Annotated in this window: 25 protein-coding genes; 8 read left to right on the plus strand and 17 right to left on the minus strand. The window is 42.1% G+C overall.

What is annotated here, in order from left to right; all coding sequences use genetic code 11:
* Position 1: 1 nt before the first annotated feature.
* From L3V41_RS11335 to flgB, 13 genes are all read right to left on the minus strand, one after another.
* Complete coding sequence (locus L3V41_RS11335) at positions 2-841, minus strand: flagellin (RefSeq protein WP_062570301.1); 840 nt, start codon at positions 839-841, stop codon at positions 2-4.
* 188 nt (positions 842-1,029) lie between these two features.
* Positions 1,030-2,058 carry a hypothetical protein gene (locus L3V41_RS11340; protein ID WP_062570300.1) on the minus strand — a complete coding sequence of 343 codons (1,029 nt, stop codon included), beginning with the start codon at positions 2,056-2,058 and terminating at the stop codon, positions 1,030-1,032.
* 24 nt (positions 2,059-2,082) lie between these two features.
* Positions 2,083-2,982, minus strand: coding sequence for a flagellar hook-associated protein FlgL (gene flgL, locus L3V41_RS11345; RefSeq protein ID WP_193988437.1), 900 nt, complete (start codon positions 2,980-2,982; stop codon positions 2,083-2,085).
* A gap of 9 nt (positions 2,983-2,991) precedes the next feature.
* Positions 2,992-4,326 (minus strand): flagellar hook-associated protein FlgK, encoded by a 1,335-nt coding sequence (gene flgK, locus L3V41_RS11350; RefSeq protein WP_237127753.1) that lies wholly within the window; start codon positions 4,324-4,326, stop codon positions 2,992-2,994.
* 5 nt (positions 4,327-4,331) lie between these two features.
* Positions 4,332-4,808: a rod-binding protein gene (locus L3V41_RS11355; RefSeq protein WP_237127755.1), complete on the minus strand. Its 477-nt coding sequence runs from the start codon at positions 4,806-4,808 to the stop codon at positions 4,332-4,334.
* Positions 4,809-4,823: 15 nt separating this feature from the next.
* Positions 4,824-5,933 (minus strand): flagellar basal body P-ring protein FlgI, encoded by a 1,110-nt coding sequence (locus L3V41_RS11360; RefSeq protein WP_062570296.1) that lies wholly within the window; start codon positions 5,931-5,933, stop codon positions 4,824-4,826.
* 9 nt (positions 5,934-5,942) lie between these two features.
* Entirely contained in the window at positions 5,943-6,662 is a 720-nt protein-coding gene (locus tag L3V41_RS11365) for a flagellar basal body L-ring protein FlgH (protein ID WP_062570786.1), read from the minus strand.
* Positions 6,663-6,667: 5 nt separating this feature from the next.
* Positions 6,668-7,453: a flagellar basal-body rod protein FlgG gene (gene flgG / locus L3V41_RS11370; RefSeq protein WP_062570295.1), complete on the minus strand. Its 786-nt coding sequence runs from the start codon at positions 7,451-7,453 to the stop codon at positions 6,668-6,670.
* A 15-nt stretch (positions 7,454-7,468) separates the two neighbouring features.
* The gene (gene flgF / locus L3V41_RS11375) at positions 7,469-8,209 is read right to left on the minus strand and encodes a flagellar basal body rod protein FlgF (RefSeq protein ID WP_062570294.1); all 741 of its coding nucleotides are present in this window, start codon (positions 8,207-8,209) and stop codon (positions 7,469-7,471) included.
* Between the two features lie 11 nt (positions 8,210-8,220).
* Entirely contained in the window at positions 8,221-9,582 is a 1,362-nt protein-coding gene (locus L3V41_RS11380; RefSeq protein ID WP_062570293.1) for a flagellar hook-basal body complex protein, read from the minus strand.
* A 17-nt stretch (positions 9,583-9,599) separates the two neighbouring features.
* The gene (locus L3V41_RS11385) at positions 9,600-10,256 is read right to left on the minus strand and encodes a flagellar hook capping FlgD N-terminal domain-containing protein (RefSeq protein WP_062570292.1); all 657 of its coding nucleotides are present in this window, start codon (positions 10,254-10,256) and stop codon (positions 9,600-9,602) included.
* 4 nt (positions 10,257-10,260) lie between these two features.
* Positions 10,261-10,677, minus strand: a complete 417-nt coding sequence (flgC, locus tag L3V41_RS11390; protein WP_062570291.1) for a flagellar basal body rod protein FlgC — start codon at positions 10,675-10,677, stop codon at positions 10,261-10,263.
* Positions 10,678-10,679: 2 nt separating this feature from the next.
* Positions 10,680-11,051 carry a flagellar basal body rod protein FlgB gene (gene flgB / locus L3V41_RS11395; RefSeq protein WP_062570290.1) on the minus strand — a complete coding sequence of 124 codons (372 nt, stop codon included), beginning with the start codon at positions 11,049-11,051 and terminating at the stop codon, positions 10,680-10,682.
* Positions 11,052-11,254: 203 nt separating this feature from the next.
* On the opposite strand from flgB, the gene flgA reads away from it, so the two are divergent.
* From flgA to L3V41_RS11415, 4 genes are all read left to right on the plus strand, one after another.
* Positions 11,255-11,917, plus strand: a complete 663-nt coding sequence (flgA, locus tag L3V41_RS11400) for a flagellar basal body P-ring formation chaperone FlgA (RefSeq protein ID WP_062570289.1) — start codon at positions 11,255-11,257, stop codon at positions 11,915-11,917.
* Between the two features lie 76 nt (positions 11,918-11,993).
* Positions 11,994-12,296 (plus strand): flagellar biosynthesis anti-sigma factor FlgM, encoded by a 303-nt coding sequence (gene flgM / locus L3V41_RS11405; protein WP_062570288.1) that lies wholly within the window; start codon positions 11,994-11,996, stop codon positions 12,294-12,296.
* Positions 12,293-12,721: a flagellar export chaperone FlgN gene (gene flgN, locus L3V41_RS11410; protein WP_228074417.1), complete on the plus strand. Its 429-nt coding sequence runs from the start codon at positions 12,293-12,295 to the stop codon at positions 12,719-12,721. Before flgM ends, flgN begins: the two co-directional genes overlap by 4 nt.
* 90 nt (positions 12,722-12,811) lie before the next feature.
* Positions 12,812-13,336 (plus strand): hypothetical protein, encoded by a 525-nt coding sequence (locus tag L3V41_RS11415; protein ID WP_237127756.1) that lies wholly within the window; start codon positions 12,812-12,814, stop codon positions 13,334-13,336.
* Between the two features lie 251 nt (positions 13,337-13,587).
* Here L3V41_RS11415 and metH read toward each other — a convergent pair whose 3' ends face one another.
* The 3 genes from metH to metA are packed head-to-tail and all read right to left on the minus strand — an operon-like array spanning position 13,588 to position 18,232.
* Positions 13,588-16,218, minus strand: coding sequence for a methionine synthase (gene metH, locus L3V41_RS11420; RefSeq protein WP_237127757.1), 2,631 nt, complete (start codon positions 16,216-16,218; stop codon positions 13,588-13,590).
* A gap of 9 nt (positions 16,219-16,227) precedes the next feature.
* Positions 16,228-17,295: a homocysteine S-methyltransferase family protein gene (locus L3V41_RS11425; protein WP_193988430.1), complete on the minus strand. Its 1,068-nt coding sequence runs from the start codon at positions 17,293-17,295 to the stop codon at positions 16,228-16,230.
* On the minus strand, positions 17,285-18,232 hold the full coding sequence (metA, locus tag L3V41_RS11430) for a homoserine O-succinyltransferase (protein WP_193988429.1): 948 nt from the start codon (positions 18,230-18,232) through the stop codon (positions 17,285-17,287). The genes L3V41_RS11425 and metA overlap by 11 nt, the downstream gene beginning before the upstream one ends.
* 246 nt (positions 18,233-18,478) lie before the next feature.
* Here metA and ettA point away from each other — a divergent pair, with 246 nt between their 5' ends.
* The 4 genes from ettA (at position 18,479) to L3V41_RS11450 (ending at position 22,123) form a co-directional block, all read left to right on the plus strand.
* Complete coding sequence (ettA, locus tag L3V41_RS11435) at positions 18,479-20,152, plus strand: energy-dependent translational throttle protein EttA (RefSeq protein WP_193988428.1); 1,674 nt, start codon at positions 18,479-18,481, stop codon at positions 20,150-20,152.
* 116 nt (positions 20,153-20,268) lie between these two features.
* A complete protein-coding gene (locus L3V41_RS11440) occupies positions 20,269-20,760 on the plus strand; it encodes a TlpA disulfide reductase family protein (protein WP_193988427.1) in 492 nt (163 codons plus the stop codon).
* A 35-nt stretch (positions 20,761-20,795) separates the two neighbouring features.
* Positions 20,796-21,161, plus strand: coding sequence for a PilZ domain-containing protein (locus L3V41_RS11445; RefSeq protein ID WP_062570281.1), 366 nt, complete (start codon positions 20,796-20,798; stop codon positions 21,159-21,161).
* A 53-nt stretch (positions 21,162-21,214) separates the two neighbouring features.
* Positions 21,215-22,123 (plus strand): histone deacetylase, encoded by a 909-nt coding sequence (locus L3V41_RS11450; RefSeq protein ID WP_237127759.1) that lies wholly within the window; start codon positions 21,215-21,217, stop codon positions 22,121-22,123.
* A gap of 80 nt (positions 22,124-22,203) precedes the next feature.
* Here the strand turns inward: L3V41_RS11450 and cyoE are convergent, their stop codons facing one another.
* Positions 22,204-23,088: a heme o synthase gene (gene cyoE, locus L3V41_RS11455; RefSeq protein ID WP_193988424.1), complete on the minus strand. Its 885-nt coding sequence runs from the start codon at positions 23,086-23,088 to the stop codon at positions 22,204-22,206.
* Positions 23,089-23,194: the final 106 nt, after the last annotated feature.

Below are 23,194 nucleotides of genomic sequence, written 5' to 3' on the forward strand. Positions count from 1 at the left end.
ATTAACGTAATAGTGAACCAATCATTTGTGTTGTGCTGTTTGCTGTACTTAGTACTGAAATACCAGAATTCATAAGTAGCTGTTGCTTAGTCATGTTTGACGTTTCTTGTGCAAAATCAGCATCCATTAATTGACCCGCAGAAGCTTGCGTGTTCTCTTTCATGTTTGTAACGTTGTTCATTGTGTGCTCAAGGCGGTTCATTGTTGCACCTAAACCAGAACGCGCTGTACCAATCTCATCAATGATAGTGTCAACAAATGCGATTTGAGCTTGAGCTGTTGCAACATCAGTAAACGCTGCTGCGTTACCAATTGCAGTAGTTACGTTGCCAAGCTCAGTTGAGATATCCACACCGAGTGTTTCTGCTGCACTTGCACCTACTTGGAAATCAACTTGACCAGCACCAAATTTACCCGCTGCATCAAGTAGTGTTGTACCGTCACCAAACGACGTGTTATCCATGATGTTAGTTAGCTCTGCTGCAAGAGCTGTGTACTCTGCACTTTGTGCTGTCCACTCACCTGCACCATTTGTGTCACTTGCACCTTGCGTTGCAAGTTCTTTCATGCGGTATGCAATATTGGTCATTTCTTCAAACGCGCCTTCAGCTGTTTGCATCATAGACATTGCATTGTTACCGTTATAAAGACCAGCTTCTTGACCACGAACCTGTGCATTAAGACGTGTTGCGATTTGCAGACCCGCAGCATCATCTTTTGCTGAGTTAATTTTAAAACCAGAACCTAAACGCTCAAGTGCAACAGAAAGATCGTTGTTGCTGCGGTTAAGTTGGTTTTGAATAGAAAGTGACGCCATGTTTGATTGAATTGATAAAGCCATTTTTAAATTCTCCTGTGAATTCTATTTATTTAACTTTCATTTATTAAGAGCGACCACCTATTGTAAAAACTAAAATTTTTTTTCTATTTTTTTCATTTATTTTTAAATCTGTTCAAAACCGCCTGTTATTAAAAACGCAACAGCGTGCTTCAAGGCACGCTGTACGAATTTAAAAACTAATTTATCTTTTAAGCTAAAGCGTATTTCACCATGCTACGGGTCATGTTTGCTTGTGCTGTTATCACAGCAATGTTATCAACATTTGGCGTAAGCATTTTTGATTTTAATGATTGGCTAAGTTGCGTCATTTGCTCACCAGAGACATCTGCACTTTTTTCTATTTGCTGTAATTGGGCTGTAAGCTCACGGTGCTGGGCTTGGATTTGTAATAAATTGGCCTTTAGCTGACGCTGAGCACGATTTATAAAATCTAAATGTGCGCTAACATCTTGCTGTTTTTTTACCGACTCTTCTAGTTGATCAAGCGGACTGGCGAGCTCTGAAAGTTGAAGTGAAATAGGGTTACCCGCTGCCACCCGTACTCCCTGGCCGGTAATGACCCAATTTTCTTTAAGTGCATCACTGTGCTCAGGGGATGTAGTGAACAGTAAACGGTTATCGCGGTTAACCTCAACATTTATTTGCTGCTTGGCGAATGCTTCAGCAATCGTATTCAAGTTTTCAGCTTCACTTTGATTAGCCGGTAGCTGTAAATGTACAGCTTTACCGCTTCGTCCTAGCAGCAAATGAATACTTTCATCGTGCGGACGTTGTGATATCAAATCGACTTTACTATTTAACTGGCGCACAACTTGAGCATTTGGCTGCTGCACTTTAAGTTGCGAATTTAGACCTGAACTTTGTGCGCTTGCTTGTTGCTGCAGTTGAGTAATTTGCTGCGTCATACTGTGGCTTTGTAAAGCAGAAACCGGTGCACTACTAGGCATTGATTTTAACTGTTGCGCGAGTTTTTCAAGACCTGAATATAACTGTTTTATGGTCATTTCACGATGTTCAACTTGCGCCATAGCTTGGCTCAACTGGCCCTTTTTAGCCCATCGAGATAATACGGCAACTTGGCCTTGTTCAGGAGCTGTATGTTTAGCTGATTGCTTTACATCACTCGCCGACACCGGGCTCTGCTGCTCAACAACAGATGCTTTGCTCGACTTAACTGATTCAATCTGCGTTGGCTTCTCGCTACCTTGAACAAGCATGATTAATTATTCCTTAAACAATAACTACTTAATATATGAAAACAATGATAGCTGTGTAACATTTGCATACACTTGCATCGAAGACTCATAAGCGGCCATTGATTCGTTCATGCGAATATAGGCTTCAGGGTAGTCAACTGCACTAATATCATCACGCAGGTTAGTCGTAAACGTATTGATGTCTTGGTTGCTGGTTGCCAACGAATCCATTGATGCCATCGTGCCACCGATCACTGTTATTTCGCCGGTAATATGCCCTAAATAATCAGATAAATTATTAATCATGGTGCGCGATTCATTACCAACACCCGCAGCAGGTGGGTTGTCAATTAAATCCAAATAATCTTTCATAGCGTTTAAAAAATCAGCATTAGGGTCTAAATCACTACCGATAATATTTGTTAATACGTTAGAGTCTGGTGACACTGCCACTTCGCGAATACGTTCATCACCGTTATAAATGTAATCTCCCGCTGCATCTTGAATAAAAGGCTTATTATTGGTTTCGCTACCAGAAAATAAATAACGCCCTTCGCCATCCTGAGCATTCATTAAATCGAGCATTCCTTGAAAAATCACCCGCATTTCTTGTCCAAGTGCTTTTAATTGCTCAGTGCCCATTGAACCATCTGCTGCAGTCGTAATGAGCTCTTGTAATGAGTAGCTCTGATTTACAATGCCTGTTAGCTGTACTTCTTGCTGACCTAAAGCGTAATTGACTGCATCCATGTTGCTTTGATATTGCGATAAAGACTCGATTTCACTCTCAAGCTTTAGCAGCATTACGGCTCCTAAAGGGTCATCCGATGGTTTCGAAATACGCTCATTGGTCGACAATTGAACCGATGCTTTATTAAATTCTGCAGTGTTATGTTGGATATTTTTAATTGAATTAAGATGAAATTGGTGACTACTAATACGCATGACTCACTCCTAAAACATGGTTAGTAAAGTATTGAATACTTGATCAGCCGTAGTAATCACTTTGGCATTAGCGCTGTACATTTGTTGAAAATGCAGCAAATTAGCAGCTTCTTCATCTAAATTAACGCCGCTTCGGCTATCTCGAGCAAGTACCGCATTGCTATTTAACACTTCAGAGGTTGTCGCACTGTTTTGATTTTGTTTACTTGCAATTCCCAAATCCCCAACCAACACAGAGAAATCATCATCATTACTTTGAATTGCCGCAATAATATTGGCGACATTGGCATTATCGCCACGCCCGCCTGCTGCAACCCAATTTCCTCCTGCGTCAAACTCCCCCCCTATTAACGCTATTTTTTCTGGGGTAATTGCAGGATTAATGTCGATTGACGATAGAGGATTTGCAACGTTGTAAGTAAATAAAGGAATACCAGCATCACCATTTAAGTCAAATCCTTCAGATAAAGCAGTATTCACATCATCGGCAAAGTCCTTGACCAAATCACTTAGCTTTTCAAGTGTTGGTTGAATAACCTGTGAGTCAGCACTAATTAAGCCACCAAACTTACCACCGACTTGGTCATTAAGTGTAAATGATTGCCCCTTTAATGACGTGCTAACCTCAGTTCCCGCAACTGACACTGTTGCAGCAGAAGTCCCAATAACTAAAGGCGCGCCACTTAGGGTACTAATATCAAGGCTGCCATCATCACGTTCAGTGATGGCAATGCCTATCTGCGATGATAGTTCTGTTATTAATTGTTCGCGCTTGTCTTTGAGTTCTGCGGTAGGCTGCTTGTTTGCTATAGCTTGCACTATACTCTGATTCACGTCCGCGATCTGATGAGCTGTTGAACTTGTGTTACTTGCTAGGTTCGTCATCTCTAGGCTCAACTTATCTATTTGTGCCGAAAGCGCACCATTCATTTGTGCTAAATCTTGTATCAATCCTTCCGATGAAGAAATAATTTGCTGTCTATATGCGTTTGAATCAGGGCTACTTGCCGCAGCATTAAAGGCATTTGTTATCTGTCCAACAGCATCATTAAAATTTAACGAGTCTGTACCAACAATTTCTTCTACATAACCTAAATATGTTTGCTTGCTTTGATAATAAGACAAGTCAGACTGCGTGCGCCAAATATCATCATTTAAAAATGCATCGACAATACGATCGACTGAATTAACATAAACACCGCCTAACGGCGAGTTGCTCGTAGCAAAACTTGCAGCTTGACGTGAGTAGCCATCAACCGCTGCATTTGCAACATTTTGACCTGCAACCGTCATAGCGACATTAGCCGCATTTAAGCCACTCATGGCGTTACTTATCATTGACATAGCAATTACCTAATCGGAATAATATTAAGTGATTGAGCGAATGCAGGGCCACTTAAACGCTCAACAGGCGCAGGCGCTGCCTCAATTTCATTCACCTCTTTACTATGTTCAGCGACAACCTGTGCCATTTCCTTAAATTTATTTTCAACCGGTGTAAACTTTTCGCTAAATTGACGGACAATAGCCTCAGCTAAACCTAACTGGTTATTTGCAGCTAGCTCCTGAGCTGTTTGGGCATCATACATATCACGAAATTGCTGTTGCTCTTTACTTGCAAAAAAGCCATTTTGTGATGACACGGCCTCGGTTGCTGCATGCATGTTTTTCAATACTAACTGTAAGAAAATAGCTTCAAATTGCTCCGCGGCCTTTTGAACTCCTTCCTCTTGCGTATTATTAGCTATAAGCTGCTGAACTTGACCAGGATCGATAGCAAGCGATTGTAAGGTATTAAAATCCGGCTTGGTTAACTCAATAGTCACTATATTGACCCCTTATTAAATCACGAGTAGTTCAGCTTCTAAGGCGCCAGCCTTATCGAGCGCAATTAGAATTGACATTAACTCACTCGGTGTAGCACCAAGCGCATTAATTGCTTTTACAATTTCATCCAGCGAAGTCCCTGCCGGCATCAGTAACATGCCATTGTGTTGCTCCTGCACATCGATATTACTCGATTGCAATGGCATCGTTCTGCCATTCGAAAATGCGTTAGGCTGTGAAGCCCCTTCCATTTCAGTAATCGTAATGGTCAAGTTGCCATGACTTACCGCAGCTTGATTCACTTTTACCAACTCGTTCATCACGACCGTACCAGTACGACTATTAAAAATAACACGAGGCTGTTTAGAGCCCTGTTCAACACGAATATCTTGAAGCATTGACATAAAAGTGTTGCGGCTATCAGGGTCGATTGGCGCACTGACTTTTAAACGCCCCCAGTTTTCAGCACTTGCAACCGATGGCCCAAAAACTTTATTGATCGCTTTAACAATGTTTCGAGCGGTTTGGTAATTGGGTTCTTTTAAATTCAAAATGACATCAGGTTGCAACTTGAACATATCAGCCGTGTTACGTTCAATAATCGCACCGTCAGGAATAATCCCCGACGTGGGTACGTTTACTGTGACAGATGAACCATTACGGCCACTGGCATTAGTACCACCTACAACAAGATTACCTTGTGCCAGCGCATACACTTTGCCATCAATGCCCTTTAAAGGAGTAAGCATTAAACTTCCCCCATGAAGGCTTTTGGCATCACCTAAAGAGTTGACCGTTACATCAATTGCTTGGCCAGGGTTGGCCATAGGAGGAAGTGTTGCATGCACAGCAACCGCAGCAATATTCTTTGATTTCGGCAGACGGCTTTCATCCATTGTTACGCCGAACTGTTTAAGCATATTATTCAAAGATTGCGCAGAAAACTTTACTTGTGCCTTATCGCCTGAACCAGCTAGACCAACCACTAAGCCGTAACCTACAAGCTGATTGTCTCTTACTCCTAAGACATCAACCAGCTCAAGAAGCTGGCGTGAAGACGGCTCTGCTTGCACTGGCGTAAAGCAACTACTAAGAACAAGCAATAGTAAAAGTATCTGTTTCATATCTACGCTCTAAAATGGGTTTAAATAACGGCTAAATAAAGAAGTAAACCAACCTGGGCTTGATGCATCGGCTAGTGTGCCGCTACCTGTATAGCTAATTTGTGCTTCGGCAACTCTTAATGATGAAATGCGGTTAGCTACGTCAATATCATCTGGGCGAACGAGGCCTTCCATTTCAATGTATTCATCACCTTGATTTAGCTGAATTTGTTTGCGTCCTTTAATCACTAATGTGCCATTTGACAGCACATGAATAACGCGCACTGTGATTGCACCGCTTAAAAAGTTTTGCTGACTTGCGCTACTACCACCATCAAATTCAGTACTTGAACCAATTCCTAAATTAAAATCAGCGACATTCAAGTTACCCGCAAAAGGCACCGACACATCAACATCAGTATTTTTTTCTAAGTTACTATCAGCACTTTTGCTCGACTGTGTACGCTCATTTAAAACAACCGTTAAAATGTCACCCACTCGATAAGCACGTTTATCGGAATACAGAGAAAACATATAGCTGTCACTGTAAAGGCTACCGTTTTCATAATTTAAGCCTACTTGATACGCATCTTTAGCGACTTCATAGTCTTCGCGTGCTCTAGATTGTTTTTGAATCGGGCACTTGGGTTCACCATGAACAACTTTACATTGCACATATTGTTCATGATCGGTAGTGCTGCATCCTGCTAGCAGCATAACCAATAAAACAGTAGCACTTAACTTAATCATAGCAATCACACATTCTGATTAATGAAACGCAACATTTCGTCAGCTGCAGATACGACCTTAGCGTTCATTTCGTACGCGCGCTGTACCGCAATCATACTTACCATTTCATCAACAACACTGACATTCGAACCTTCAATGGTAAATTGCTGTAATTCACCAAATGCTTCTTCACCTGGCACACCTTCAATAGCTTCACCTGAGGCTGCTGTTTCACGGTAAAGGTTACCGCCTAAGCTCTCTAAACCAGCAGGGTTCGCAAAATTAACCGTTAGTAACTGACCCAACTCAATTGGCTCAACGCCATTATCAACAACCGCACTCACTGTACCATCGCGACCGATGGTGACTTTAGTTGTCCCCTCTGGTAGGGCGATATTTTGCGCAAGCGGTAAGCCGTTACCATTCACCAATAAAGATTCTGAATTTAATTGGAATTGACCATTACGTGTGTAAAGTAACTCACCATCAGGGCTTTCAATTTGAAAAAAGCCTTGACCTGCAATCGCAACATCTAATTGATTGCTACTTGTCTCAAAGCTTCCTTCAGTAAATTGCTTTTGCGTACCATTAATACGCACCCCTGTTCCCACCTGAATACCCGACGGTAACTGATTCAAGTCATCTGCTTGTGCGCCTGGTTGCTTCTGTACTTGGTAGAATAGATCTTCAAATACGGCACGGTCTTTTTTGAAACCGGCCGTGCTCACATTCGCTAAGTTGTTTGAAATTGTGGTCATACGCAAATCTTGCGCTGCTAACCCTGTTTTACTTACCCATAATGCTGAATTCATTATTCACTCCACATCCTAACCGCGACCGCTAACCAGCTTATTGCCACTGTTTGCCAGTTCATCAGCTGCTTTCATCATGTTGATATTCATTTCAAATTGGCGGCTGATATTCATTGTTTTAATCATTTCTTGAACCGCATTCACATTCGACCCTTCCAGTACACCTGTACGCAAACGAATAGCTTCGTCCATGTCTAGCGGCTCAAGGTTCTCAGCACGAAATAAACCATCACGCCCTTTAACCATCACCGCACCTTCATCACCGGTACTAGCAAGTTTAATTTGTGCTTCTTCAGCGATAACACCACCACCGAGCGGAACCACATTAATGATACCGTCAGGGGCAATTTCCAACTCTGCAAAATCCCCTAGCTGAATATCACCGATATTGCTTTGCACACGGCGATTATTTACGGTTAAGAAACCATCCGCATCAATTTCAAGGTTACCAGAGCGCGTATAAGCAGGTTCGCCATTGTCATCAATCACTTCTAAAAAACCACCATCGCTAAGAGCAACATCCAGTTTTCTGCCAGTGTCCATCATAGGACCCGCTGATAAATCGGTAGTGACAGGCAACATTTGTGCGTGATAACGAGTGCGAAACCCACTGCCTGTAACTTGCATTGATTGCGCTTGCTCTAAATCAGCCTTAAAACCTGCAGTGCTTACATTGGCTAAGTTATTGGCTGTTACTTTTAAGGCTGTATTGTTTAGTTCAGCCCCTGAGACAGCGGTATAAATTAACTTTTCCATAAGATGAAACCTTAAGTATTACTAAATAAAATTTGCATCATTTCATCAGCACTGCTGATGGTTTTCGCATTTGCTTGGTAGTTCTGTTGGAACGACATTAAGCCGACTAACTGCTCACTGATATCAACATTAGAGCCGACATACGCACCTGCGATTAATCCGCCAACTGTGCCGCTGTCTGGCTCACTGTATGAGGCACCACCAGAGTCACGGGTTTCATACCAAACCGTATTATCACCCGCTTCTAAACCATTTGTGTTTGCAAACGAAGCAAGTACAACCTGCCCTTGAAGCTTAGATTCTCCGTTAGTGAATGTGGCGAAAATTTTGCCATCTTCTTCGACTGATAAACCTGAGAAAGTGCCTGCTGAATAGCCACTAGCATCATTTTCAAGAATATTAAAATTAGTACCAAACTGCGTTGTTTTTGCCATATCCAGCGTTAAAGACATTGGCGCAGCACCGCCCCCAACAGGGAAAGACATGGTAATTTCACGTTGATTGTAAGGGTCAAGTACGTTGTCATCTTCTTGTGCTGGCGGCGCAGGAGGCGTAAAGCCAGGATCAAGCGGTTGCATTTGACCGTCGGCATCAAAGGTAATATTAACAACACCTGCTGTGACAACATTGCCATCAACAACAACATCCTGAGTATCAGTCACAGCCCCTGCGGGGGTACCAAGTGCACTTGCTGGTAGTGGTGAACCATCCATAAAGTACATTACTTGCCATTGGTTATCAGCTGTGTGATTGAAGTATTGAGTCAATACATGGCTGTTACCTTGCGAATCGAATACTTCTGTTAGCTGCGAAAAGTTATACTGTGTGCCATCGGTAGGATCAAAGTTATTCGGTGCTACAGGATAAGAAATAATGTCGCTGGCAGAGCTTAAGTTGCCATGAAAATCGATTGCATCAGTTGCGACAGCTGGGATGTTCGCGCCTTGTACTTTAAGATCCGTTAACACACCTGGGATGATCTCAGCTTCGCCAGCCGCATCAGCATCACTCACGCCATAACCTTGCAGCTTTGCCCCATTTGCATTAACAATATTAAGCTCATTATCTAGGGTAAATTGCCCTGCTTGCGTATAAGCAATACGGTTACCTTCAGAGATAGCAAAGAAACCTTGACCATCAATTGCAATATCAAGTGCGTTACCTGTTCTAACAATATCACCACCGGTTACAAAGTCTTCTTTGATATCTGAAACACGTACACCACCACGACTACCACCATTGTAAACCGCGGCAAATTCTGTATTACCTGTTTTATAACCAGAAGTTGATGAGTTAGCGATATTATTACTTGTTACTTCTAACCCTGTTTGAGTGCTTTTAAGGCCGCTTAAACCTATATTAAACATAGACATAATTATTCCTCTTCAGTCTAAGCAACTTGATTAATATCGGTTAAGGCAAAATTACCTAAGCCATCAACTTGCAATAAAATATCGTCGCTGCTGCTACCCACAGAAACGCGTTCTACTTCACCATTTAGCCAAGGTGTTAGGCGTTGTGAAACACCATTGGTAGTCGAAAAAGCATTAATCGAATAGCCACCCGCATCTTGTTCATCAAATTCGAAATTCAAAGAACCCACACCACTGTATGCCAACTGTTTTTCTTCAACTAACTGGCCATTACTGTCATAAAGTTGCACAGTGACTGAATCAGCAGGTGTTGATAAGTTAACAAGACCCGACACTTTGCCCTCTTTTTCTAAAGCCACCACATCCGCTGGCACTGTCACTGTTTCACCAACTAAGTTGGTCGCTTCAAGGACTAACATGCTGCTACTGTTATCTAAACTCGCACTGGTGTTATTTTTTATACTTTGTAATGATTCAACATTTGAGAATTCAGCTAGTTGGCTAACATATTCGGTTCCGTCCATAGGTTGTAACGGGTTCTGATTACTGATCTGTGCCACTAGCAACTCTAAAAACATGGTCGACATTTCTTCTGCCGAGTTAACATTCCCTGAAATACTTGAGCTTACATTGGCAGCATTATTATTGCTATGTGTGGTATTTGCGATATCCATGGTGCTACTGTCCTAATTTAAGAATGCTTTGCTGCATGCTGTTAACACGCGACATAACATCAACGGATGTTTGATAACTACGACTTGCTGACATCATGTCTGCCATTTCTTCAAGTACATTGACGTTTGAATAGAAGACATAGCCATCATCATTGGCAAGTGGGTTGTTAGGCTCATAACGTTGCTCAACAGTACGATTAGACTCTGTCACACCCATGGTATTAACAGCAGCCGCAACATTTTGCTGATCAAAAGAGTCTTTATACATGGCAGAAAAAACCGGTTTAAGCGCCTTATATGCGCCCTCTTCGGTAGACGCCGCTGTGTCAGCATTAGCAAGGTTAGAAGCAATGGTATCTAAGCGCATCACTTGAGCACGCATTGCACTGCCGCTAATGTCATAAATAGAATTAAAAGACATTATTAATTTCCTTTGATTACTTTATGCAGGCCACTGATTTTCATGTTTAGAAAGGTCATACTGGTCTGAAAATCCATGCTGTTGTTAGAGAATTTTGCCTGCTCGACATTGAGCTCTACGGTATTACCATCACTGGATGCTTGATACGGCACACGATACATCAGCTCATTGGCAGTGATTCCCGCAAAGCCTACATCATTGTTATGCTCCATACTCGCTGCGACATCGCCCAAAATTTGCTGGTAATCCACATCTCTGGCTTTAAAATTTGGGGTATCAACATTTGCTAGGTTACTTGCGATCACCTCAGCTCTGTCTATTCTCAACTGCATAGCAAATGGGTGTACGCCTAACGCTTTATCAAATAATGCCATTGTTGCCTCAACTGACTACGTCTTGTATGCTCGTTTGCACATTTTGAATTCGGTATAAGGCTATTAACAACCTTTGTGCCAAATTTTATAAGACATATTTTTCAATGAGTTACTGTAATAAATTCAATCTAAGGCACGCCAAAGCGGAAGCAATACTTCCGATACGGAATGGTGCTTTTTTCCTCTTTTTTGGAATTATTTCCTTGTTATTTTCAGCCAATGTCTTAGCAAGCAACTTTAAAAAAGAGATTAAACGGTATATAAATAACGAAATAACTCATTACTTGGGCAGCATAAACAAGCAAAGTCAGCAAAAAAAAATTGCGTTATACATACCAGCTGCAGCAAAAGAGCTTAGCTGTGATCAGTTATCAATAAACAGAGTAAAACCCAATTCCATTCCCGCAGGCAGAATTCGTCTGACCGTCAGCTGTGCAGATCCTATTTGGCAATTTAGAGCCACCGCAAAAGTGGATCTGTGGCTCAATTTAGTCGTTGCTAAACGCGACTTACAACGCGGCGAAGTGTTAAGTAATGAGTTACTAAACTATGATTCGATTAATATTGCAAAACACGTTTACGGTATGGAAACGAGCACAAATGAATTGATTGGAATGACAGTTAAAAGAAACATCAAGCAAGGCGATTTAATCACTCGCAGACAGCTCGAAAATAACTACCTAGTCAATAAAGAGCAGCATATAAAACTTCTCATCAGCACAAGCTCCTTTACTGCAAGCGTAAAAGCAATTGCACTTGAGGAAGGGATTAAAGGCCAAATGATCAAAGTAAAAAACCTCAGTTCTGGTAAAATTGTTGAAGGCCAAGTGATTGATAAAGGGGTTGTAAAAGCAACACTTTTATAAATTTAAAAATAAATTTAAGAAATCGATAAATTGGGTCGCTTTACAAAATTAGTAGAAAATTAATTGGGGATTGATAATGAACATAAACAACAAAGGTAGCAGTAGTCATGTTGAGCAAGCTGCAAAAGTGAACAACTTTATTGATGCGGGCAATCAAGATATCAGTAAAAAATCTCACACAGCGGCGAACAAGCAAGCAAGCGCAGAACAAATTAGTTCGCTTAGTAAAACAATCGATAATACCTTTGAAGACTTAGCGTCAAAGCCTGATGTTGACCTTGAAAAAGTAGCAAAAGTAAAAGCCGCTATTGCTAATGGTGAGCTGTCGCTTGACCAAGATACATTAATCAATGCCCTACTAGAGTTTCATAAAAAATGACCATAAACAGCATTAAGCAGTTTATTGAAAGCCTACAACACGATGTACGCAAGCTTGATTCACTCATTAGTGCACTTGAACAACAGTATGTGCTTCTAAGCGAACGAGATACAACATTACAACAGCACAACGCCAAGATGTCTGCTGTTTTACAGTCTTTAGATAAAAACCATCTAAGCCGTGATAGCTATTTACAAAGTTTAGGGCTTGCACAAGGTAAAGAAGGCTTAATGATGTTAGTTGAAAAGTTGCCAAAAGAAATCAAACAAACAACACAAACATTAATGCAGCAGTTAGTCATTAAATCAAAGCATTGTCAGGCACTTAACGAACGTTCAGGTTTATTATTAGCCCGACAAAAACAGTTACTGCACAGACTAACAGGCACACAAAGTAAAACCGCTTACCCTGAATCACCTTTTTAATTTTTATGCCTCCCCTAGCATCACATCAGTTCATTGGTGTGGTGCTTTCTATTTTAATAAAGCTAATCTAGATTTATAGGTTAGAATTAGATGACGTTTAAATTAATATTTTCGCACCTAAGTTTAATGAGATATTTACTTTTCATATTAAGCACTTTTTTATTTGGCTGCAGTTCAAGTAATAATACTTTGCATAATAATGATTTGCTCGATTCCTTCAATAAATATAAATCCCTGTACGGCACCCCTAGAGAGCAAACTTTACTAAAAAAAGAGCTCTGGGAGGCTTTAGTGGAAGCAAGATCCATAACTGATAAAACAGCATTTGTTGATCCTCTAGCAAAATTCCCCATAGAAATTACCAAAATAATTAATACTAAAGAGTCAATTGATGATAAAGATGGGTGTTTATTAGTAAGCGGTACCAATACTAGCGGAGTCCCTCTTGATTACTACATTTCGTTTAATCAAGAAGACAATCGTTGGATAATAAATGAGGTTACCGTCAAGTATTTTCTCGATGGTTCAGAGCGATACCTTGAAAAAGCGGTGTGTGATGAACAAGAAAGAATGAATTTATGGCTTGAATCAATGGAGAGTAGAGATAACTCATAACAACGAAAGTGATTAAACGAGATGAAGTTACGGAAAAGCTTTACAAAGTTTAACCCCATCCGTTAGAAGAATTAACCTGATGCATCGTACGAGATTTAAAGTACGAAAGTTTAAGTTAGGTACTTAGCCTTATTCGCAATTAAGTATCGCTTTAGAGTATCGGCTTCTAGCACCACTCCCTCAAATTAAGACTTTATCATGCAAATCTAAGCACAATAAAAAAGCCGAGTATTTACATACTCGGCTGTTTACTATTCTGGCTCGTAGCCTAAGTTCGGTGATAGCCAACGCTCAGCTTCGGCAAGAGTCATGTTGGTACGCTTAGCGTAATCTTCAACCTGATCTTGTTGAATTTGCGCCACTGCGTAGTATTTCGCTTCAGGATGAGAGAAATACCAACCTGATACCGCCGCCCCAGGCCACATTGCGTATGAACTGGTTAGCTTCATGCCGATACGCTGCTCGGTATCAAGTAACTGCCAGATTTTCTTTTTCTCAGTATGTTCAGGGCAAGCAGGATAACCTGGCGCTGGGCGAATACCTTGGTAGTTTTCACGAATAAGTTCATCGTTCGATAGGTTTTCATCTACCGCATAGCCCCAATACTCTTTACGCACTTGCTCATGCAAATATTCAGCAAACGCTTCTGCTAAACGGTCAGCAACGGCTTTAACCATAATCTTATTGTAATCATCTTGCTTAGCATCGAAGGCATCAGCAAGGTCATCTTCTTCAAGACCACCGGTAACCGCAAACGCACCAAAGTAATCAGGGGTGCCTTTAGGCGCTATATAATCAGCTAAACAGTAGTTAGCAAAGTCGGTTTTTTCAGTTTGCTGACGTAAATGACACGATGTAGTTAAAAGCGTTGTACGCGACTCATCGGTGTAAATCTCAATGTCATCCCCTACTCTATTTGCTGGGAATAAACCAATGACACCAAGTGGTTGTAACGCACCTGATTGCTCAAGCTCATCAAGCATTGCATTAGCATCAGCGAATAAGCTTTTAGCCTGTTCACCAACAATTTCATCTTCAAGAATACGTGGGTACTTACCAGCGATTGACCAGGTCATGAAATAAGGTGTCCAGTCGATGTACTGTCTTAACGTCGCAATCGAAACATCTTTAAACTCAGTCACACCCAGCTTTTTCGGCACAGGTGGCGTGTAGTTGTCCCAATCAAGTTTGACTGCGTTGTCGCGAGCACGCTGTAAAGTAACGGGTTTTGAGCGAGGCTTTTTACGTGCTTGTTGTTCACGTACTTTTTCATACTCAGCCTTGGTTTTCTCTAAAAATGCCGGTTTTAACTCTTTCGACAATAAATTAGAAACCACACCCACTGCGCGGCTGGCGTTATTGACGTAAACCACACCTTTATCATACTGAGGCTCAATTTTAACCGCGGTATGCGCTTTCGAGGTTGTTGCACCGCCAATCAGTAGCGGTAATTCAAAACCACGACGGGTCATTTCTTTCGCCACATGCACCATTTCATCAAGCGATGGGGTAATCAGCCCTGATAAACCAATAATGTCGGCTTTTTCGTCAATGGCGGTTTGCAAGATTTTCTCTGCCGGCACCATCACACCAAGGTCGATAACCTCGTAGTTATTACACTGCAGTACAACGCCTACGATATTCTTACCAATGTCGTGTACGTCGCCCTTAACGGTTGCCATAACCACTTTACCGTTGGTTGCGCCCTCTTCTTTTTCAGCTTCGATGAAAGGGTCAAGATAGGCAACGGCGCGCTTCATTACACGTGCAGATTTAACAACCTGAGGTAAGAACATTTTACCCGCGCCGAATAAGTCACCTACAACGTTCATGCCGTCCATAAGTGGGCCTTCGATCACTTCGATAGGCTTAGCTTTGCTCTTACGGCACTCTTCGGTATCTTCGTCAATATACTCGGTAATGCCTTTTACTAACGCATGTTCAAGGCGCTTTTCAACAGGCCAAGTACGCCACTCTAAATCTTCTACTTTCTCTGCTTGCGCCATACCTGAGTATTTTGGTGCAAGTTCAACAAGTCGCTCACCAGCACCTGGGTCGGTATTGAGGATCACATCTTCCACTGCTTTGCGCAGCTCTTCGGGGATATCGTCGTAAACCGCTAATTGGCCAGCATTTACAATGCCCATATCCATACCCGCTTTAATCGCGTGATATAAAAACACTGAGTGAATCGCTTCACGTACTGGGTTGTTACCACGAAACGAGAACGACACATTCGATACACCGCCCGACACTTTACAATGCGCTAAGCCTTGCTTAATTCGACGCGTACCTTCAATAAACTCAACCGCGTAGTTATCGTGCTCTTCAATGCCCGTTGCGACAGCAAAAATGTTCGGGTCAAAAATAATGTCTTCTGGCGGAAAGCCAATATCTTCAACAAGAATTTTGTAGCTACGCTGACAAATCTCGAACTTACGATCAGCGGTTTCAGCTTGACCGGTTTCATCAAACGCCATAACCACCGCAGCTGCACCAAAGCGCTTAATTAGCTTAGCTTGGCGAATAAACGGCTCTTCACCTTCCTTAAGTGAAATTGAGTTAACAATGGCCTTACCTTGAATACATTTTAAGCCTGCTTCAATCACCTCCCATTTCGATGAGTCGACCATAATAGGTACTTTTGAGATATCAGGCTCTGATGCAATTAAATTTAAAAACTTTACCATCGCAGCTTTCGAATCCAACATGGCTTCATCCATATTGATATCAATCACTTGCGCACCATTTTCTACTTGTTCACGGGCAACATCGAGGGCAGTCTCGTAATCTTCTTCCATGATTAAGCGTTTAAACTTAGCCGAGCCTGTTACATTGGTACGCTCACCGACGTTAGTAAATACAGCAATTTGGTCAGTCATGTCGGTTTCCTAGTTTAAGTTACACGCTTCAAGGCCCGATAAGCGCATACGCACTTCAAGCTCTGGCAATTGGCGCGGTTTAACACCTTCAAGGCCTTTCGCAAACGCCTTAATATGAGCCGGTGTCGTGCCACAACAACCACCTACAATATTAATAAAGCCAGACTTGCCCCAATCGATAATTTCTTTGGCCATCTCAGGGGCTTCTAAATCATATTCACCAAACTCATTCGGTAAACCCGCATTTGGATGCACCGAGGTAAAGGTTTCACAAACGCGCGATAGCTCTTCAACATATTGACGCAGTAAGTCAGGGCCAAGGGCGCAGTTAAGGCCGATTGAGAGCGGTTTAATATGGCGAATTGAGTTATAAAATGCTTCGGTGGTTTGTCCTGATAAAGTACGACCAGAGGCATCGGTAATGGTGCCTGAGATCATCACAGGTAAACTGCGGCCAGCTTGCTCGAAGGCTTCCTCTACGGCAAACGAAGCCGCTTTTGCATTTAGCGTATCAAAGATAGTTTCAATCAAAATAAGGTCTGCACCGCCTTCCATAAGTGCAAGTGTTGACTCAACATACGCAGCCACCAGCTTATCAAAGTTGATATTACGATAACCTGGGTCATTTACATCTGGTGAAATCGAACAGGTTTTTGACGTTGGCCCAAGTACACCGGCTACATAACGCGGTTTGCTTGGATTTTTTGCTTCAAACTCATCACACACACCGCGTGCAAGTTTCGCTGACTCGAGGTTGATTTCGCGGCTAAGACTCGCCATATCGTAATCTTCCATCGAAATAGTCGTGGCATTAAAGGTATTCGTTTCGATGATATCGGCACCGGCTTCTAAGTAAGCACGGTGAATATCAGCAATGATTTTTGGCTGAGTTAGACTTAATAAATCGTTATTGCCTTTAATAAGTACATGCCAGTCTTTAAAGCGCTCACCGCGATAATCCTGTTCTTCTAATTTATGTTCTTGGATCATGGTGCCCATCGCGCCATCGAGGATTAAAATTCGCTGTTTAAGCGCCTCGGTTAATTGTTCGCGTTTATTCACTGCATTACTCGGCATAGTTGTTAGTCCTTACATCTTGGCTAACTAAATTAATATCATACGGTGTAGTTTGGTACACATAATAGTTTAACCAATTCGAAAACAATAAAAAGGCATGACTTTGCCACGTTTTCGACGGTTCGTTATCTGGGTTATCGTCAGGGAAGTAGTTTTCTGGCTTAGGCGCATCCGCTGATTTTTCTTGGTCACGCAAATACTCCCCTTTTAAGGTATGCGCATCGTACTCTGGATGGCCTGTAATATACACTTGGCTGCCTGATTTATTTTTAATTAAGTAGGCACCTACTCGCTCAGAACCAGCTAACACTACGAGCTCGTCGCAGGCAGTGATCTTGTCGATATCAATATGACCATAGCGAGAGTGTGGCACTAAAAAGGTATCATCAAAACCACGGGTAAGTGCTGCATGGTCAAAGTAACTTTTATGGGTAAATACCCCGCTCAGTTTATTTGGTTTAAGTTCACGCTTAAGGCCATAGTGATGATATAGACCCGCATGGGCCGCCCAACACGAAAACAGCGTAGACGTAACATGTTGCTCTGCCCAATCTAAAATAACTTTTAGCTCGTCCCAGTAAGCAACTTCGTCATACTCTAAATGAGCAAGCGGCGCCCCAGTGATAATCATGGCATCGTAGTTATTATCTTTCACTTCTGAAAAATAACGATAAAACGTATCCATGTGCTGCTCAGAGTTACTACTGGTGCGGTGAGTATCTAAGCGCAACAGCTCAACATTAACTTGCAGCGGTGAGTTAGCGAGCAAACGAATAAACTGCACTTCGGTTTCAACTTTGTTTGGCATTAAGTTTAAGATGGCCAAACGCATTGGGCGTATTTCTTGCGTTTTCGCGCGACTTTTTGGCATTACAAACACGTTTTCTTGACGTAACTTTGCAATAGCAGGCAATTCATCTTTTACTGTAATGGGCATAGCTGGCTCCGAGCATACTTATCTGACTGCTAATTATGAACGGATAGTTAGAAATTTCAACCTCTAGATGTTTAGATGTCCAAATGAAGTGATATTTCTGAGTGGTCATTAATTAAAATGTATGACTCTTTGAGTAAATAACACCTTGATATTAAGCCTATCATAAACGCTGAATTCTGTATTTTGAGGTAGTTTGGGTATACAATACTTGCTGTTAATTTTTCTTATAAATTGAAGGCTCCTTTCATGGTGTTACCAGATAAGTTTATATTCTCGATGAGTCGAGTTTCTAAGGTTGTGCCACCTAAGCGCACTATCTTAAAAGATATTTCTTTACACTTTTTCCCAGGCGCAAAAATTGGTGTGCTAGGCCTAAACGGTGCAGGTAAATCAACGTTACTTCGCATTATGGCTGGTGTTGACCAAGACTTTGAAGGTGAAGCTCGCCCTCAACCAGGTACTAAAATCGGTTACTTACCGCAAGAACCAGTGCTAGACGAGAACAAAACAGTTCGCGAAACAGTAGAAGAAGCAGTAAGCGAAGTTAAAAATGCACTTAATCGTCTTGATGAAGTATACAACGAGTATGCAATGGACGGTGCTGACTTCGATGCACTTGCGAAAGAGCAAGGTGAACTTGAAGCTATCATCCAAGCACACGATGGTCACAATATCGACAACGTGTTAGAGCGTGCAGCTGATGCATTACGCCTACCACCTTGGGATGCAAAAATTGAACACCTTTCGGGTGGTGAGCGTCGCCGTGTTGCGATCTGTCGTTTACTACTTGAAAAACCAGATATGCTTATTCTTGACGAACCGACCAACCACTTAGACGCTGAGTCAGTTGCTTGGTTAGAACGCTTCTTACACGACTACGAAGGTACTGTGGTTGCTGTAACCCACGACCGTTACTTCTTAGATAACGTAGCAGGTTGGATTTTAGAGCTTGACCGTGGTGAAGGTATTCCTTGGGAAGGTAACTACTCATCGTGGCTTGAGCAAAAAGATTTACGTTTACAACAAGAACAGAAATCTGAAAAAGCACGTCAAAAATCAATCGCACAAGAACTTGAATGGGTTCGTTCAAACCCGAAAGGCCGTCAAGCTAAGTCTAAAGCACGTATGGCACAGTTCTCTGAGCTTCAGCAAAACGATTACCAAAAGCGTAACGAAACGAATGAACTATTCATTCCACCGGGTCCACGCTTAGGTGACCAAGTTATCGAAGTGAAAGGCCTGAAGAAGAGCTTTGGCGATCGCGTATTAATCGATGACTTAAACTTTGCAATGCCTAAAGGCGCTATCGTAGGTATCATCGGTGCCAATGGTGCGGGTAAATCAACCCTATTCAAAATGCTAAGCGGTGAAGAAACGCCAGATAGCGGCGAGATCCTTGTTGGTGACACGGTTGAACTTGCAACCGTTGATCAGTTCCGTGGCGACATGGACGAGAGCAACACGGTTTTCCAAGAAATCTCTAACGGCCAAGACGTATTAAAAATTGGTAACTTTGAATTCCCAAGCCGCGCCTATGTTGGTCGCTTTAACTTCAAAGGTAACGACCAACAAAAATTCGTTAAAGACTTATCAGGCGGTGAGCGCAACCGTTTACACCTAGCTAAGCTATTAAAAGCAGGTGGTAACGTATTACTACTGGATGAGCCAACCAATGACCTAGACGTTGAAACACTACGTGCACTTGAGAACGCTATTTTAGAGTTCCCAGGCTGTGTAATGTGTATCTCGCATGACCGTTGGTTCCTTGACCGTATTGCTACACATATTCTTGATTACCGTGACGAAGGCCAAATTAACTTCTTCGATGGTAACTACACAGAATACGAAGAGTGGTTGAAGAAAACCTTAGGCGCAGAAGCGGCGCAACCTAAGCGTATTAAATACAAAAAAATAGGTTAATTGATACTTAAGCTATCATTATCAGAGCCCTGCACACGCAGGGCTTTTTATTTTGAAAGAAAAATGTTTGCATTTAGTTCTTATTAAAGTACCAACTTTAAAAAAGAACTAATCTCATGAAACACCTGCTAGCACTTATTCTACTCTTCTCATGCTTTATAAATAGCACCATTGCATCTGAACAGGAAAACCTCATTCAACTTCCTCCTCTCACGCTTGAAATGGCTGATGGGAGCCAGCTTAAAACGGCTGAATTACTTGGCACGCCTTATATTCTTCACTTTTGGGCAACGTGGTGCCCATACTGTAAAAAGCTTCAACCGGGGCTTGAGAAAATTCATCAAAAATATAAACGTCACGGCTTTCGCGTGATAGGTGTTAGCTTTCGTGAAGACGATGATGCAACACCTCAACAATCTTTAATAAACAGAGGGCATCATTTTAAAACAGCAATAAAAGCAGATCTGATTGCGCAACAACTTGGCGTAAAAGGAACACCCACAACGCTTTTTATCAATAAACAAGGCCAAGTTGTTTGGCTAACCACCACATCAGACCCTGACGATAAAAAACTTCATGACTATGCCGCCAAACTCGTGAGTGATTGACTATACTCTAAGCTGATGCATCGCTAAGGGTTATTATGAAAAATCGTCGTAAGTATTCGCGTATCTTGTTTTCTACACCAGCAACATTGGTTATGAATGAACACACATACAATTGTGAATTACTCGATATATCTTTAAATGGGGCACTGATAAGCCTTCCTGATAAGCTCTTGGCTGATAAAAATGCGTTGGCAGAACTTACTTTTTCGCTGCCAGAAAGCCAAATCACTATTAATATGTCTGTTGAAATCAGGCATATTGAGCCGTTTCATTTAGGCTTACACTGTGTCCATATCGATATTGATAGCATCACTCACTTAAAGCGATTAGTAGAGCTAAACCTAGGAGACGATGACCTCTTACACCGAGAGCTAACTATGCTGATACATACACCCGAATAGACTATTAAAGGTAACTTTATTACCATAGTTAAAAACTGGCTGTGCTGTATTCAATGAATTTAAATCCACACTTACCTATCGTCTATCATCCTAATTACTCATTTAACTTCGATCCGAAGCATCGCTTTGTTATGAGCAAATTTGCATACTTATATGAACATGTAAAAAGCCTCGGCCTTATTAATAGCAATTTAGAGCAACCAATATTAGGCACGCCAGAACCGCTCGAACTAGTACATTGCGATAATTATATTTATGACCTTTGGCATAACCGCCTTGACGAAAAAGCAATGCGCCGTATCGGCCTACCGTGGTCTGAGCAACTCATGGCGCGTACTTTTACCGCCCCACTTGGCACCTTGCAAACGGCGCGTCTTGCCTTGAAGCATGGTATAGCATGCCATCTAGCAGGAGGCACCCACCATGCTCATACTGATTTTGGATCCGGCTACTGCATGGTAAACGACTTAGCGTTTACCAGCGAAACCCTAATAAAAAGTGGTGAAGTCACCAATATACTTATTTTTGATTTAGACGTTCACCAAGGTGATGGTACCGCAGCAATGCTCGCGCATCAGCCCTATGCCTATACCTGCTCTATCCACTGCGAAAAGAATTTTCCGTTTCGCAAGTCAGCCAGCGATTTAGACATAGGATTAGCACCCAATGCGGCGGATAGTGAATACTTAGGCGTTGTTGACGATACTCTGAGTTATTTATTAAACACCCTTAACCCAGATTTAGTGCTTTATGATGCAGGTGTTGATGTATGGCAAGAGGATGGCTTAGGAAAACTTGATATAAGCTGGAAAGGGATAGAGCGACGCGATCATTTAGTCCTTAAGCGTTGCCTAGAGCGCAATGTACCTGTCGCAACGGTAATTGGTGGTGGCTATGACAAAGATCACCATCGTCTTGCCGCTCGCCATGGCATAGTGGTAGAGCAAGCTGCACGCTTTTAAACAATAACAAAAAAAGGCCCGGTGGAGAAAAGAACCGGGCCTTTGCTACTGTAACATTGGGATATGTTAGCAACTTTTTTCTAAGTTAAAACAAGTAGCTGTGGAGCTACCGAATGGTAATCTAAAGCCATCGCTATACTCAAAACCGTGATGTTTACAATTGAAAAAGCAAACACTTGGCGCGCCCAGCCGCTTACATCAATATTGCGACGATAGCCACGGAGCGCCATTAGCAACCACCAAAAACTCGTTGTACAAGCCACAGCCATAAAAGCTAAACCTGTATAACCACTAATGGTTAATAACATCACAACCAACGCATACACGGCGATATATAAAACAATGTGATGCTTTGCCTTCTCAATCCCTTGCGCTACAGGTAGCACAGGAATTCTGGCCGCTTGGTAGTCGTTATAACGAAAGATTGCAATTGCATATGAATGAGGCATTTGCCATAAACTAAACATTACCAATAAAATCACAGCACCAGCATCAAACTGCCCAGTTACCGCACAATAGCCCACCACAGGTGGAACTGCGCCCGATAAACTCCCTACAAAGGTGCCGTACACAGAACGACGCTTCATATATAAGCTGTACACACCGACGTAAATGACGTAACCAAACGTAGCAAATAAGAGTGCCACTACGTTGGTATACACTGCTAATAATGTGAAACCAAAAACACCAAGCACGATGCCATGTGTCATAGCCGCCTTTGCTGACATTTCGCCAGTGACTGTGACGCGTTTGCGAGTGCGCGCCATAGCAACATCAATATCACGATCAATGACATTATTGATTGCGCATCCAGATGCTACGACTAAAGATAACCCTAGCAAGGTCGCGACCATTAACCATGGGTCAACATCACCACGAGAGGCTAGCAAGAATCCTCCCGCGACGGAGATTAAGTTGCCCATGATAATGCCAGGTTTAGTGACATTTAAATAACGTCGAAACACTTCCTCGACTCCTCTAATATTTCGCACAAACGCAAAATTACGAAAGAAACTAGCTAGTAACAGACTGTAAGAACTGGAGACACAACCTCAAACTAACCAGCTCCTT

The sequence above is a fragment of the Pseudoalteromonas sp. L21 genome (genome assembly GCF_021728035.1).
In the GTDB taxonomy this organism is placed as follows: domain Bacteria; phylum Pseudomonadota; class Gammaproteobacteria; order Enterobacterales; family Alteromonadaceae; genus Pseudoalteromonas; species Pseudoalteromonas arabiensis.